This window comes from Streptomyces yongxingensis, assembly GCF_055597465.1.
The window spans coordinates 4,834,238-4,848,122 of sequence record NZ_CM145717.1; the positions used below are offsets into that span (position 1 = coordinate 4,834,238).

Annotated in this window: 8 protein-coding genes and 3 pseudogenes; 3 read left to right on the forward strand and 8 right to left on the reverse strand. The window is 68.7% G+C overall.

Annotated elements, in window-relative coordinates; all coding sequences use genetic code 11:
- Positions 1–60: 60 nt before the first annotated feature.
- The 3 genes and pseudogenes from ACZ6TD_RS20460 to ACZ6TD_RS20470 form a co-directional block, all read right to left on the reverse strand.
- On the reverse strand, positions 61–4,116 hold the full coding sequence (locus ACZ6TD_RS20460; RefSeq protein WP_471357911.1) for a LamG-like jellyroll fold domain-containing protein: 4,056 nt from the start codon (positions 4,114–4,116) through the stop codon (positions 61–63).
- A gap of 453 nt (positions 4,117–4,569) precedes the next feature.
- Positions 4,570–5,304, reverse strand: a complete 735-nt coding sequence (locus tag ACZ6TD_RS20465; RefSeq protein WP_471356015.1) for a DUF2637 domain-containing protein — start codon at positions 5,302–5,304, stop codon at positions 4,570–4,572.
- A 277-nt stretch (positions 5,305–5,581) separates the two neighbouring features.
- Positions 5,582–6,109 (reverse strand): annotated as a pseudogene (locus ACZ6TD_RS20470) (tyrosine-type recombinase/integrase); the annotation flags it as partial.
- Between the two features lie 69 nt (positions 6,110–6,178).
- Here ACZ6TD_RS20470 and ACZ6TD_RS20475 point away from each other — a divergent pair.
- Positions 6,179–6,312, forward strand: a pseudogene (locus ACZ6TD_RS20475) (IS30 family transposase); the annotation flags it as partial.
- 96 nt (positions 6,313–6,408) lie between these two features.
- Here the strand turns inward: ACZ6TD_RS20475 and ACZ6TD_RS20480 are convergent.
- The 5 genes and pseudogenes from ACZ6TD_RS20480 to ACZ6TD_RS20500 all read right to left on the reverse strand — a co-directional run.
- Positions 6,409–6,618 carry a type A2 lantipeptide gene (locus tag ACZ6TD_RS20480; RefSeq protein ID WP_471356016.1) on the reverse strand — a complete coding sequence of 70 codons (210 nt, stop codon included), beginning with the start codon at positions 6,616–6,618 and terminating at the stop codon, positions 6,409–6,411.
- A 690-nt stretch (positions 6,619–7,308) separates the two neighbouring features.
- The gene (locus ACZ6TD_RS20485) at positions 7,309–8,610 is read right to left on the reverse strand and encodes an MFS transporter (protein ID WP_471356019.1); all 1,302 of its coding nucleotides are present in this window, start codon (positions 8,608–8,610) and stop codon (positions 7,309–7,311) included.
- Complete coding sequence (locus ACZ6TD_RS20490) at positions 8,610–9,725, reverse strand: PLP-dependent cysteine synthase family protein (RefSeq protein ID WP_471356022.1); 1,116 nt, start codon at positions 9,723–9,725, stop codon at positions 8,610–8,612. Before ACZ6TD_RS20490 ends, ACZ6TD_RS20485 begins: the two co-directional genes overlap by 1 nt.
- A gap of 1,369 nt (positions 9,726–11,094) precedes the next feature.
- On the reverse strand, positions 11,095–12,198 hold the full coding sequence (locus tag ACZ6TD_RS20495) for a serine hydrolase domain-containing protein (RefSeq protein ID WP_471356024.1): 1,104 nt from the start codon (positions 12,196–12,198) through the stop codon (positions 11,095–11,097).
- 147 nt (positions 12,199–12,345) lie between these two features.
- Positions 12,346–12,921, reverse strand: a pseudogene (locus ACZ6TD_RS20500) (helix-turn-helix transcriptional regulator); the annotation flags it as partial.
- On the opposite strand from ACZ6TD_RS20500, the gene ACZ6TD_RS20505 reads away from it, so the two are divergent.
- Positions 12,835–13,149: a hypothetical protein gene (locus tag ACZ6TD_RS20505; RefSeq protein ID WP_471358916.1), complete on the forward strand. Its 315-nt coding sequence runs from the start codon at positions 12,835–12,837 to the stop codon at positions 13,147–13,149. The pseudogene ACZ6TD_RS20500 and the gene ACZ6TD_RS20505 sit on opposite strands and share 87 nt — an antisense overlap.
- The gene (locus ACZ6TD_RS20510; protein WP_471356026.1) at positions 13,085–13,876 is read left to right on the forward strand and encodes a helix-turn-helix domain-containing protein; all 792 of its coding nucleotides are present in this window, start codon (positions 13,085–13,087) and stop codon (positions 13,874–13,876) included. The genes ACZ6TD_RS20505 and ACZ6TD_RS20510 overlap by 65 nt, the downstream gene beginning before the upstream one ends.
- The last annotated feature ends 9 nt before the right edge of the window (positions 13,877–13,885 follow it).

A 13,885-nucleotide genomic window follows, 5' to 3' on the forward strand; every position in this document is an offset into this window, starting at 1 on the left:
ACTCGGGAACTGCCGGTGGCCTGGTGGCCGGAGGCCACTCGGCCTCACCCTCTGCGAATGTCAGTCGCCGCCTGGTACGTCCGTGGGCATGCCAGGCATACCAATGGCTAGCTGGGCGATCTGCGTATCCGTCAACGCGCCCTGGAAAGACCATATATCGGACACTGCGCCTGGCCAGTACTCACCCCAGGTGGTCCCGGTCTTGGCACGCCCCAGTTGCAGCGGCTGTGTGCCTTTGAAGGACAGCACGTTGTCCGCTTGGGAGATCCGGTCAGTGCAGGCCGCATCGTCCGACACACCGTCCCCATCGGTATCCGCACAGGCGGTCTCTTCCAGCTCTCCGTTCACGTAGAGCCTGAGCTGCCTGGCGAACCCGTCATAGACCAGCGCCAGATGTGTCCAGTCAGCAGGGCTGGAGAACTGGCCATTCTCGATATGCGTGATCGTGGCGTCCTTGCTGTCCGCACTCGCCATGGAGATGCGCCACCGGCCCGGGTCGGAGTCCGGCGTGGTACTGGGCACATACCGCACCGCGAACACATCCTGCAGTGCGCCCGGCGCGCTGAGCAGCGCCACTTCGTCCTTCGGTACGGCCGCGGCTTGTACCCATGCCGTCACCGTGAAACTCGCGCTCGTGTCCACCGGCACCGTGGACGTCGCGGCGTAGTCGTTGACGCCATCGAGCAGGAGGCCACCGTCGACCCAGCCCGCTCCGACCTGTGCGCCGCCGTTGAGTGTCATGTCGTTGCCGGACGCGGAGGTGTCCGGTGTGGTCAGTGGCGAACCGGCCGCCTGCTGGAATGTCCAGCGTCCCTTGACCAGCGCGCGCTGCTTGAACAACTGCTGTGCCTCGGTGGCCGAGACCGGGCGGTCGAACAGCCGCACATCGTCGATCGTGCCCGGGAAGTGATTGTCGACCCCTCCGCTGTAGGAGCCGGCTCCGATGTACATCGACTGATCCGCATAGAACGCACCGGCCAGCTGAGTCGATCCGGCCTTGGCCCCGTTGACGTACAGGGTGAGGGTGTTGGCGACCGTGTCGTGCACGCCGACCAGATGCACCCACTCCCCCGCGCGCGCCTGCGTCCCGTCTGGTTGCATGGCCCGGATCGGTGTCGCGTCGGCGGTGTCGGCGGAGTACTGGTTGACCGCCCACCGGTCGTAGGTCTTGGAGTAGTACAGCTCAAAGCCCGGGGCGTACCTCCCGGCCTGGGCTGTGATGACCGCAGCGCCGTCCGGCTTCTTGTCCAGCTTGGCCCAGGCCGAGACCGTGAAGCTGCGCGAGGTGTTGACATGGGGAGCGCGCTCCTGGCCGATCTTGGCGTATCCGTCCGTGCCGTTGAACCGAGTGGCCTTGCCCGCCACACCGGCCGCTCCCGTGGTGGCGCCGCCCACGTACTTCGCGGGGATCACTCCGCCGTGGCCCTTGATGTCGGTGGCGCCGGTTTCCTCGTCGAGGGGGAAGACCGCCACCGCGGGGCGGCCTGGGTCGCCGACGGTCTGGTGGGCGTAGAGCTTGTCGACCTCGTCCTGGGCGACGGGCTTGTCGAAGAGCTGCGTCTCGTCGATCGTGCCGGGGAAGACGTCCTTCGCCTCTCCGCCGGACGCACCCGCGCCGATCATCAGGCCCCGGCGGGCGTTCCAGTCGATGTCGTGGGAGGCCGTGCCCGCCAGCTTGCCGTTGACGAACAGTTGCAGCTTCTTGTCCACGCTGTCGTACGCGCCGACCAGATGGGTCCACACCCCGGCCTTCACCCCGCCCGGTGTGCCGGGCATCGCCCGCACGATCGTCGCGCCGGGCTCGTCGGCGGCGAAGGTGTTGAACACCCACCGGTCGTAACTGGCGGAGTAGTACAGCTCGAAACCGGCAGTCTGGTTGCCGATCTGGGACGCCACCATCGCCGCGTGGTCGGGCACCTCCGACAGCTTCACCCACGCCGATACCGAGAACCCGCGGGTGCCGTCGACCACGGACAGGTCGGTGGACGCGTAACCGTCCGTACCGTTCAGCGACAGCCCCTTGCCCACAACGCCCTCCGCCCCGGTAGCGGCACCACCGTGCAGAGCGAGCGTACGAGGCGGCGTCGAGCCGTCCGCTTGGGCTGCGCCGGGCTTCTCGTCCAGTTGCCACGTCGCCCGCTCCGGCTGCCCGGCCTTCACCCGGAACTGATAGGTGCGGATCTCCGAGCCGTTCCCCGCCTCGTCAAAAGCCTGCGCGGTGACGAAGTTCAGGCCCGGCTTCGCCGGGAGCACCTTGACCGACCTGGCCGCACCGGCGGAGGTGGACACCTGGTTCGCCGACACCGGATCGCCGTTGAAACCCCACCGGTACCGCGTCACATCCGTGGAGGAGGAGTTCAGCTCGAACGTGCCGTACTGACCCACCCCGTCCAGCCACGGGTCCTCAGGATCCTCCGGGTCCGACGCCGGATACTCACCCGACGCGACCGCGGGTGCCTTCGGCACCGAGGTGTCATAGACGAAGTAGCACCCCGTCGCACCGCCCGCGTACGACCACGGCGAGTACTGCGCACCGTCGAAGGAGCGGACATACCAGTGAACGGTCTTGTTCGCCGGAATCGAGGACGGCAACGCGATCGTGAATTCCGAGCCCGACCGCTTCGACGAGGTCAACGCGGGTTTCCACCGCGCGATCAGCCCCTTGCCGTCGCCCGCGTCCCACTTCGCCTGGAACTGCACCGCAACACTGTCGCGGTCCGGGTCGGTGATGTTGTTGGCGGAGACCTTGCCCAGGGTGCGCACCCGCGCCGCGTCTCCCGGCTTCTTGCAGGTGCCTCCGTACTCCATGGTCAGCTGCGACATCCTGACCTGCCCGGGCGGACGGTTGTACTTCACCCGCAGATACGCGTCATCCGAGAACCGCTTCCACCCGTACCGGTCGCTCTCGCTGGAGGCTTGCAGGCCGAACGTCATCGTCGACCACTTCTTGTCCGCGGCCTCCTGCACCGCGGACCGCACGGAGAACTCCGCATCCTTCGCCGCACAGCCGTCGTAGCCGTAGGCGAACGACTCCGTCTTCAGGTGATCGATCCAAAAGCCGTCCGCGTTCTGCGAGTTCCACGTCGTAGAGGAGGAGATCCCCTTGGTGCGCCACAGCTGCACGCCTCGCGCGTCACACGAGGCGGACCACGTGTTCCGCACCACGAACTCCGCCGACAGCACCGACTTGCCCGCGAACCGCGATGTCGGGATCCGGTAGAAGAGGCGCTTGGTGTCCTGCGGCTGGCAGTAGGCCCAGCCGCAGTACCCCATGCCGCCGTCTGAGTCACCGTTGAACTTCCACTGCGGTGACGACGCCCAGTACTTCGACGCCATCGTCCACGCCGACGCCTTCGGCGAGTACCACTGAGGGTCGATGAAGACCGGATACACCGTGCCAGCGCCCTTCAGCACATCGGCATCCGGCTTCAGCACCAGCTCATCCTGCGCCGGCGGCACCTCCACCCCCACCGGGGCCAGCTTCCCCGACTCACCCGCGGCCGGTTCTTCCTCCTCAGCCCCGGCAACATCGGCGGTTTGCGCCCGTACACCGGCGGGCCCTTGCGCACCCGCCCCCGGGCCGGGGCTGGAATCCCACATCACCGGCTGAGGCGCTTCGAACACCGCGCCGCTCGCGCCTCTGTCGTTCGCCGCGACCCCGCCGGTGCCGGTTTCCTGGACGTCCAGGCCGCCCGCGTCCAGCTTCAGCCGTAACTCCGCCAGTTCCTTACTGGCCGCGGCCTCGGCCGACTTCACCACCAACAGCTGGGTGAAGCCGTCCTCCTGGGCTCCCATCCGCAGGTCCACACCCGGCAGGACATCCGGATAGGTGGCCGTGTCCCCCTGTAATCGCGGGGCCGGCAGGTTCGTCGGCCAGGACAGCGCCAGCTCACGCCCCGCCTTCGTCATCCGCACCAGCGGTGCACTCCCACCGCCGGAGAACTCCAAGTCCACCGTCGTCGCCTTCGGAGCAACCATCCCGTCGCCGGTCTTCACCAGCGCGGTGTCGATGGCCTTCCATTCACCATCTACGCGCGCTCGAACGGGACGCAGGTACTCTCTGGCTTCCAACTTCCCGTCAGGAGTGGCGAACACCTCGCTGCTCTCACCCCGCATCGAGGCGATCTCCACCGGCTTGCCCTCACGCTCAGCAGCCGCCCGCGCCAACTCCTCACTCACCGCGCTCTTCACACCGCGCGCCTCCTTGGCCACCGGCACCGTGCGCACTGCGGCAACCTGCGCACCAGCATGCGGGAGCGCTCCCAAAATGACCGAGGTAACCAACGCCACCCCGGACACGCGCGCACACCGCCGAATGCCCAAAGGCATAGCAGACTCCCCCCACAAGGCCTCCCCAGACCTTGCTCAGTTATGAACAATTCCTGATGGAATCGTGAACGTGAGAGTAGACATCGCCTCGCACACCAGTCCAGGCAACCACAAAGGGGCATCGGCTCACATTCAGCGCAATCCCCTCGCCTGGACGGAGTGATATATGCCACACCTGGCGTTGATGGGGAACCGCCGTCTTAGGCGGGCTCCACATGCCAGCCTTCTTCGCCTGCACGGTCAATCTGACGTCGAGGCTGAGAAGTCACGACCAGGCTCGACAGACGATGCCTCCATCGCCAGACGATCAGTCCTTGTCGAGCGCACCATGGACACCAGCGTCCGGGACCTGGCCGCCCCGACATGCAGCCGCTTCCGTAGCGTCTCAGCCGAGATCGGCCGTTGATATGTCTCCCAATGGCGCGCGTCTTCTGCCAACGCACGCACCAGAAGGTCGTCCCCACCAGACCCGAACCGGCTTCGCTGATTACCGTCATCCGAGGACAGGGCATGCGGTTGGTCAACGTTCACGCCCTCCTGCTCGACCATCACCGGAGCGTGACCCATGGGACACTCCGGGAAGTCCGCCCTCTGCGACGTCCCATAAGCACCACTGATGGCCTGCAGAAGCCCCGGACCCACCTCTGCCCAACCGATCAACAGCAAAGGCCCCACCGCGTCGAAAGCAGCTTTGCCGTTCTGACCGGCCAGCAGCGGATCCGTCACGTTCAGCGCCAACGTCATCAGGCTGGAGAAGACCAGCAACCGACGCGCCGGCCGGAGCTGCTCCCGACTCGCACCCTGCAGCGCGAGATACCGCGTACCCAGCAGCAAACCCAGCACAGAAAGATCCACCGCCGGGGCCACCAAGGGCGCCACCCACGGCGGCACGCCCAACCGCAGCGCCAGAGTCCATACGTTGCCAAAGCCAAACAAGAACGTCAGCCCCACCACCGCCGCCATGATCAGCGTCACGCCCGAAGCGTGACCGCTCGCTCGAAAGCAGCCCCCGCCCGGCTACCGGCGTGTGTCGACCTCTCGCCATTCATCGACCCGCTCCGCCCCACGACACGGGTTCGAAGCTGCCCTTGATCACCAGCCTGCCGAGCAAATTCCGCAGGTCAGTGGGGTCATCCTTCTGCGTGGTGCCCTGCCGGGGGCACACGACAAAGGGCCAGTTCAGAGGCTTGATCCTCTCGAACTGGCCCTTCCTTGTGATCACGGCTGTGCCACACCCGTGCCACAAGGTCCGCTAGGAGTCCGCGTCACCCCGTTCCTTGCGGATCATCGAGCCGAGCCGATCGGCGATCTCGCGGTCACGGCCGTTGACCATGTGCTGATAGATCAGCGCCGCGCGAGGCGTGCTATGGCCCATCCGGGTCATCAGTTCGCGCAGGCTCGCACCGGACGCAGCGAGGGTGTTCCCCGTGTGCCGAAGATCGTGGAAGTGCACGTCTACGGTGATGCCCGCCTTCTTCCGCGCATTGATCCAGTCGTCTCGGAAGTTGCTCCGCCGGAGCCGACCGCCCTGGGGACCGAGGAAGACGTGACCATCACGGCCAGCTCCGGCGTAGGCGTCGAGATGACGCTTCACGTCCGGCAGAAGTTCGGACGGGAAGGCCACAGGGCGGACACCGGCATTCAACTTGGGGGCCTTGTCGAAGAGCGCCCCGGTCTGCATCTCGGCTTGCGAGCGCTGGACCAGGAGCGCGGCGTTGTCGGTGTCGACGTCCCGTCGACGGAGTGAGGCCAGTTCCCCGAACCGCAGTCCGGCGAAGCTCAGTGCTGCGCCGTCTACTGTTCTGATGCCATCGGCCAGCGTGTCGGGCCGGGGCCGTTGCCACTGAGCTGGTGGCCTGACGGCACCGACCTGTCCGTCCACGCCCGTGAGGACCTTGACACCGTCGCAGCCGAACTCAACAGCCGACCGCGCGAGGCGCTCGGCTGGGAAACCCAGCCGAGCGCCTCGCTCAGCTCCTGGCCACAAGCCAGTTGATCACTTGTGTCGCAACGATCCCTCGAATCCGCCGTGTGGCCGAGGGCCGTCATGCCTTGAGCATGTTCAGTCTTTGCGGCTGATCAGACGGCGGTGACGTTGAGGCCCGCCTGGCCGCTCTGCAGGTTCGCCGCACCATCCACCACGACGCTGTGGCCGGCCAGCTCGACGCCGCCGATGCCCTCCAGGTTGCCCGGCTGGCTCTGCAGGGCCAGCCCGCCGGCCGCACCGGCGGCAACGCCGTCCAGGTCGGCGTCGGAAATCTCGCGGGTCTCGATCTGGGCGTTGTACATAATGCACGCTTCCTTCGTCAGTGATCTCTTGCGTGAGACGACCGTGACCACGACCGCGGTCCGGGACCGGCGCGGACTCCGGTGCGGGCAGGACTCTCCGCCCGTACCGGAGAAGGAGATCCACAGATACGGAAAACCTGCGGACCCGACTCGCCGATAACCAGCCGTCTCACTCCGACTGCGCCACACGTCCCCCACGTGTCACACCCGCACCAGGCGGACGCTTGCGGAGCACAGCGAGCAGCTGGCGGAACATCGGCTCCCTCGCTGACGCGCAGGGCATCGGCCCCAACGCCGCTCCCTGACCACGTCGCACCTGGTCGTCACTTAACGGGCGCCTCTGCGGGGTCCCGGGAACGCGACGGCCGGTCCGGCGCCGGCGAGGGGCGTCCGCCCGCCGACCGTGGCTCCTGAAGTGGGAGCGCCCTCGCGGGCCCGTAGCGGCTCGGAGCACTGGCACTCTCCGGCACGGATACCCCCCTCGTCCTCCCCGCTCGCCATTCTCGCCGCCGCCCCCGTGACACTCGGCAATCCGGCCGCCTTGTGCCGCCTTGTTCCAGCGGGACGTCAAACCGCTGTTGGCCTCGTCCGGTCGGGCGGCGATCCGCGCATGGCCGTGCCTCGGACGCGGGTGAGGAGCGGCGAGCGGGGCTGATCCCCGTCCGCCGCTCCGTTCCCGCATATGGCCCGTCAGGCGGACGCGGGCTGTGCCTCGGGCGCCTGCACGGCCGCGAGGCGGCCGGTGCGGTACAACCCGTACAGAGCCGCGGCACAGGCCAGGCCCAGTGCCAGCAGCGCGAGCCACGGCAGCGCGGACATCCCGGCCGCCCGGGCAGCGTCCAGCGCCGCACCGGTGAGCAGGTTGCCCAGGGTGATGCCGACGCCGCAGATGGTGTTGTACAGCCCGTAGTGGGTGGCCACGAGCCGGTTCCCCGAGAGCCGGACGATGGTGTCCATCTCGAACGGATAGGCGATCATCGTCCCCAGCGCGAGCAGCAATGCCGAGAGCGCGGGCGGGACGGCCGCGAGCAGCCAGCGGGCCACGCCACCGTCCGGTACCGGCACGGCGGTCGCGAGCAGCAGCGGTGCGAACGCCACGCCCATCGAGAGCAGCCCCCAGGTCAGCGCCCGCCCCGGCTCCATCCGGGCCTTGCACCAGGCGGTGACCTTCGTCTGCCCCAGGATGGTGCTCAGTCCCGAGACGGCGAACAGCAATGCCACCGCCACCGTCCCGGACTCACCCTCGCCGCCGAGGCGGCGCACTTCCAGTGGCAGGGCCAGATAGACCTGGAACGACAGGACATACGAGCCGATCATGGCGACCGAGAAGAGCAGGAAGGGCCGGTTGGCCACCACCCCTCGCCACTGCGACAGCACACTTTCGGCCCCTGTGTCCTGGCACTCTTTGGTGTTGTCGCCCCTGCGGGGCGGCAGCGCGCGGATCTGTACGACGCTGAGCAGGGCGAAGACCGCTGCCGCGACCAAGCAGGTGACGCGGAAGTCGATGCCGGTCAGCACCATGCCCACCAGCGGGCCGAGCAGGATTCCCGCCTGGTAGAAGATGTTGAACAGTGCGAACGCCTCCACCCGGCGCTCTCCCGCGTCTGCCGCGAGGTACGCCCGTACCGCGGGGTTGAACAGGGCACCGGCCAGCCCCGTGGCCGCCGAGGCGGCGAGGAGCGCGGGCAGGGAGTCCACGAGCCCCAGAGCGGCGAATCCGACGGTGCGCAGCACGCATCCGGCGATGATCAGCGGCTTGTAGCCGAGCCGGTCCGCCAGCGTGCCACCGACCAGGAACATGCCCTGCTGGCTGAAGTTGCGCACGCCCAGAATGAGTCCGACGAGCCAGCCCGCCAGTCCCAGAGTGCCGGACAGGTGGGCGGCCAGGTAAGGCATGAGCATGTAGAAACCCAGGTTGATGGTGAACTGGTTGACCATCAACAGCTGGACACTGCGCTCGTAGGAACGCGCCTGTGTGAACAGCGACTTCACTACGCCACCTCCTCGTCGGGGTCCTCCGTGGCGTCCTTGAGGGTGAGGGGGTCGGCCACGGTGGTGCACCGGGTCCAGCGGTGTACCTCCTTTTCGTCCAGGCGGCCGATCAGGTCGGGTTCGGGTGCGGGGGGTGAGCCGAGCAGACCGTGGGCGGCGCAGTAGTCGTCGTCGTAGACCGTCCCCAGGTAGCGTTGCGGTCCATCGGGGAAGATCGCCACGATCCGGGCCTCCGCGGGCATGGTCCGGACGAGCCAGCCCGCCACCAGGGCAACCGCTCCGACGCTCCATCCGCCGGTGGCGTAGTGGGACGCGGCCAGTTGGCGGCAGGTCCACACGGCTTCCGCGGGGGCTACCCAGTGCACTTCCGAGAACTGGTCGTAGGCGACGTTGCGGGGGTAGATGCTGGATCCCAGCCCCCGCATCAGGCGGGGCCTGGCGGGTTGACCGAAGATCGTCGATCCGACGGTGTCGACTCCGACGACCGTCAACTCGGGGTAGAGCTGTCGCAGGACCCGGGAGACCCCGGCAGAGTGTCCGCCGGTGCCGACGCTGCACACCAGCACGTCGATATGGCCGAGTTCGCGGGCCAGCTCGAGCGCGAGCGGGGTGTACGCGGCGACGTTGTCGGGGTTGTTGTACTGGTCCGGGCACCATGAGCCCGGGTGCTGGTCCAGCAGTCGCTGGACGCGGTCACGGCGGGCCTGCTGCCAGCCGCCGGTCGGATGGGGCTCGGAGACGACATTGACCTGGGCGCCGAACGCGGTCAGCAACCGGGTCATGGACAACTCCAGTCCCGGATCGGTGACCAGGGTGACCGGGTGGTGGTAGACCATGCCCGCCAGGGCGAGTCCCAGCCCCAGGGTGCCGCTGGTGGACTCGATGATCCGGCCGCCGGGCCGCAGGTCACCGCGGGCCCGGGCCCGTTGGACCATGTGCAGGCCGGGGCGGTCCTTGATGCCACCGGGGTTGAAGCCCTCGAGCTTGGCCCAGAAGCCTCGTCCCGCCGGGACGAGGGGCTCGGACACTCGCAGGAGCGGGGTGTTGCCGACCAGCCCGGAAAGGGCGGACCTGGCGGTCAGCGGACCGGTGTCGGCAGTGGTCGAGGAGTGCATCTTTCCGCCTTCTTTTCAGAGCGTGAAAAGCTGTCGGGTCGTCTGATCGCGTCCCGGCGGGACCTGTAGCGCGCTTCCCGGATCCGGGGCCGCTCGCTCGGTTACGCCGGCATGACGGCGGTGGCGGGCACGGCCTAGATGCGCCACCGGCAGACGACGGACAGCCTGGAACTCCCGGCCACTACTCTGCTGCTGGTCTCTCGCACAGGGCGTGCCACGGCGCGGAAGAGGGCCATGGCGAATGCCGGAGCTACGCCGACGGCCGGTACCAGCTCACGTGAGGGCGCCGGTGGCCGCGGTACGGACAGGCCGGCAAGTCCGCGTGGAACGCAGGACTTCGTGCTGGGTACCGCCTCGGTGTCCGAGTGCGCGGGCGATGCCGCCTGCGCGGACCCCCCGGACGCGATGGGTACCGATGAGCTCCGATGGTCTGACTCCTCATGTGGACCGGCACAGTCCAGCACGGCCAGCAGCAACCCGCACAACACGACGGCGATGAGGCAGCGATGCCAAGGAGACCCCGGTAAGAGAGCAGGGCGGACGTGGCGAGGTAACGGCAACAGTTCCTCCGCATGGGGCCACCGCCCCCGGTGCGAGCGGGGATGGGCGGTGGGCAGAGACCGGCAGGGCAGGGTTCAGCGCTCAGCGCCCCCATGTCCCCGAACCGCGTGCGACATCAGCGACCGGGAGATCAGGGGCACGGCGAACACGCGGCACCGAGCCGGGCCGGGCGTATGGCGGGCATACGCCGACCGGGCGGCGGTACGAGGGTGTGCCTAGATCCGCAGAACCACGCAGGCAGCGGAGTCTGTCGACGGACATCCGTCCGAAACCAACTGGACCAGGCCGGTCATCCCCGAGGGCACGGCAAGAGGTGTCGATGCCCGGCTGAACATCGCCGAGCAAGGGGCCACCCATCCGGAGCCGTGCTGCGGCTGAGCCATCAGACACTCATGTGCCGGGTGAGAGGAGTCATGGTCGCCGTGGTGGTGATCGGCCCGTGACTCGACCCCGCCGTGGGACATCTTCTCAGCGGCGACGGACGCTGTCCCGGTGTCGCCCTGGCTCACGGTCGCGCCCTGATCCACCGCACCGAACGCGAGATGCCCGGCTACGCCTTCCGCGCTCACGACATGCGTATACACAAGCCCGAGCAGAAGCGCCGCCACCCACAGCACACGCAGCGTCCGCCGCGACGGGCGGCACCACGACGTAACGGAGGGAGACCAGGCCGTAACCATGCCGTGACACTAGCACCGATGCGTAAGCGCCCGAGAAAGACCTGAGACTTCGCGCCAAGTTCCCGCGCAGCATGGGGAATGGGCCTTGTATGACTCAGGCCCGCGACTCCCGGCGCACCGGACGGGGCTCAGCCACCTGAGTCTTCGCCCACCACGGTCAGGTCGTCACCCAGCGCCGCGGCGATTTCTGCGGCCCGGGAATGGTCGTCCAATCGGCGCGTCAGGTAAGCGCAGGCATGGCCGTGCCGGAGGGACCACCAGGCGGCCGAGCCGCCGATCCCACCCTTGGCGATCTTCCCCTTGTCACGTACGAAACCCAGCGTCCAGGTGATCTCGGTACCGAAGACCTCGTCGTAACCGGTGACTTGGGAGGCGAGGAGCTCAGTGTGCAACCGGGGCCCCAGCAGTTCGCGTACCGGCCCGTCCTCGCTGGTGAGCCGGGAGAAGAACTCAGCCATGGCGGTCGCGGTCGTGTGCAGGTTGACCGCCCCGAAGACGGACTGCCGCCAGGCCCGGGAGTTGACCCGCTCCACGTCCAGCACCCCGACCGGGGTCCGCAGCCACGGCGCGGCGTGGAGTTGCCGTGGCCAGTTCGGGTCCGCGTATTCCAAGTCGGCGACACGGTCCAGGGCCTCATCCGGCACTCCGAACCACGCGTCGAGCCCCAGGGCGGGCCGTACCACATCGTTGAACATCTCCCCCAGCGTCGCACCGGCGCTCGCCCGCAGGATGCCGTCGACCAAGTGACCGTAGGTCAACGCATGTTCCCCGAGCGAGGTCCCGGGAAGGTACTCCGGCGCCGCTCGCGCCAGGCTTTCCCGCAGCCCGCCGTCATCCAGCAGGTCGAAGCCTGCCGCTTCGCGAGCGAAACGCGGCTGGCCCGCCCGGTGCGTGAGCACATGGCGGAGAGTGGTCCGCTCCTTGCCCCGGGCCCCGTACGCGCTCCAATACCCGGCGATCGGCTCGTCCAGTGCCAGCGCACCCGCCCTGACCGCGGTCAGGGCGGCGAGCGTGACGAACGACTTCGACAGCGAGTAGGGCTGGACCAGGGTGTCGCCACGCCAGGGACGGCTCCTCCCCGCATCCGCCCACCCCGCGTTCAGCCGGACGACCTCGCGGCCCTCCCGCCAGACCGATACCCCTGCCCCGGTCTCCAGACCGTTGTCCACCAGCCGTTGGAAGACCTGGCGCACCGCGTCGTACCCGTCCGCGACGAATCCCTCAACGTTCATCGTGCCGCATCTCGCTCAGCTCTCAGCGCGCCCGGGACTCACTCCCGGGACCCACGGCGATAATAACCCCCCGGGGGTATATCGGAGGCACAGTGAGGCCCCGAGGCTCCCGTCACCTGGTCTGACATCCGGGTCCGACATCAACGAGGTGTCGCCGCTCAGGTAGCGCCCCGGGGAGGTGCCGACGGTTCGCCGGAACGCCGCGAGGAACGCGCTCGGCGTCGCATAGCCCACGGTGTGCGCGACCCGGGAGACGGGCCGGCCCTCCGCGAGGAGGGACAGTGCCGCGCGCAGTCGAGCATGGGTGCGCCAGCGGTCCAAGGTCATGCCGGTGTCGCGCGGGAACAGCCGGGTGAGAGTGCGTCGGCTCACTCCCACGGACCGTGCGTGCGCCTCCAGGCCGCGGGGGTCCGCGGGGTCGGCGAGCAGCGCCTCGGTGACGGCGCGTACGCGGTCGTCGGCCGGGGTCGGCACATTGATGGGCGTGCTCGGCAACGGGCGCGGCAGATCCCGTACGACTCCCTCGGCCCGCAGCCGAGCGTCGTCGGACAGGTCGTTCCGGTCCGGGTAGGCGATCAAGTGGGCCAGCAGCGAAGTAGAGGCCGCACAGCACCGCGTCGCGGTCGCGCCGGTCCGGTGAACGATCCCCGCGGGCAGCCACAGCGCCCGTGTGGGTGGCAGAACCCAGTAGGCGTCGTCGACGGCAACGCCCTGGCCGCGGCGGACGGCGCACGGCATGCCGCGGCGGACGGCTTCTCCTACGCGCTCTCCATCGCCGCCGCCCTCCTCGCGCTCGGCGCCGTCCTCATAGCCTCCCTGCTCGGGAAGGACCGCCACCCGGACGTGGCGGACCGCGGGTGTCGTGCCGGCGGTAAGCTGACGGTCGATGCCGGAAACCCGCCAGCCTTGCCCACCGCCCCCGACGACGCCACGGAAGACCTCACCTCGTAGCGGAGGAGGCTGGCTCCCGCACGGCTACCGCCTCGACACCCACTCCCACCCCCAGGGCCAGTTGGTGTACGCGGCCGCCGGCGCCCTGGCCACCACGACCGAACGCGGGACCTGGGTCGCCCCGGCCAACCGGGTGACGTGGACGCCGCCCGGATTCGACCACTCCCATCGCTTCTACGGCAGGACCGACGTCCGCCTGGTCGTCATCCCGGCCGACCTGTGCGACGCGCTCGTGGCACACCCCAGCGTGTTCGCGGTGAGCCCCCTGCTGCGAGAGGCGCTCCTGGCGCTGACCGATCGGCGGGAGGTCCGGCCCGGCGCCTACGAACGGCTGCGCGCGGTGGTGATCGACGAGCTCACCACGACCCCCGAGCAGTCCCTGCACCTGCCCGAACCCCGCGACGACCGGCTGCGTGCCGTCACCGACCTCCTGCACGCCGATCCCGGCCGGACCACGACCCTGACCGAGCTGGGGCGGGCCGTGGGGGCGAGCGACCGCACGCTGAGCCGCCTGTTCCACACCGAGCTGGGGATGAGCTTCCACCGCTGGCGCACCATCCTGCGCATCCACCACGCCTTGGTCCACCTCACCAACGGCCGGTCCGTCACCGACACCGCGACGGAGTGCGGGTGGTCCAACCCCTCGAGCTTCATCGAGGCGTTCACCGAGGTCGTCGGGCAGACCCCGGGCCGCTATCAGGCAGATCTGCGCGACGACGCGAAGTAGCCGCACCAG

Coding starts and splice junctions, on each gene's coding strand:
- ACZ6TD_RS20460 (WP_471357911.1), bottom strand. CDS start 4,116: ATGCGGGGTGAGAGCAGCGAGGTGTTCGCCACTCCTGACGGGAAGTTG.
- ACZ6TD_RS20480 (WP_471356016.1), bottom strand. CDS start 6,618: ATGTACAACGCCCAGATCGAGACCCGCGAGATTTCCGACGCCGACCTG.
- ACZ6TD_RS20490 (WP_471356022.1), bottom strand. CDS start 9,725: ATGCACTCCTCGACCACTGCCGACACCGGTCCGCTGACCGCCAGGTCC.
- ACZ6TD_RS20495 (WP_471356024.1), bottom strand. CDS start 12,198: ATGAACGTTGAGGGATTCGTCGCGGACGGGTACGACGCGGTGCGCCAG.
- ACZ6TD_RS20510 (WP_471356026.1), top strand. CDS start 13,085: ATGCCGGAAACCCGCCAGCCTTGCCCACCGCCCCCGACGACGCCACGG.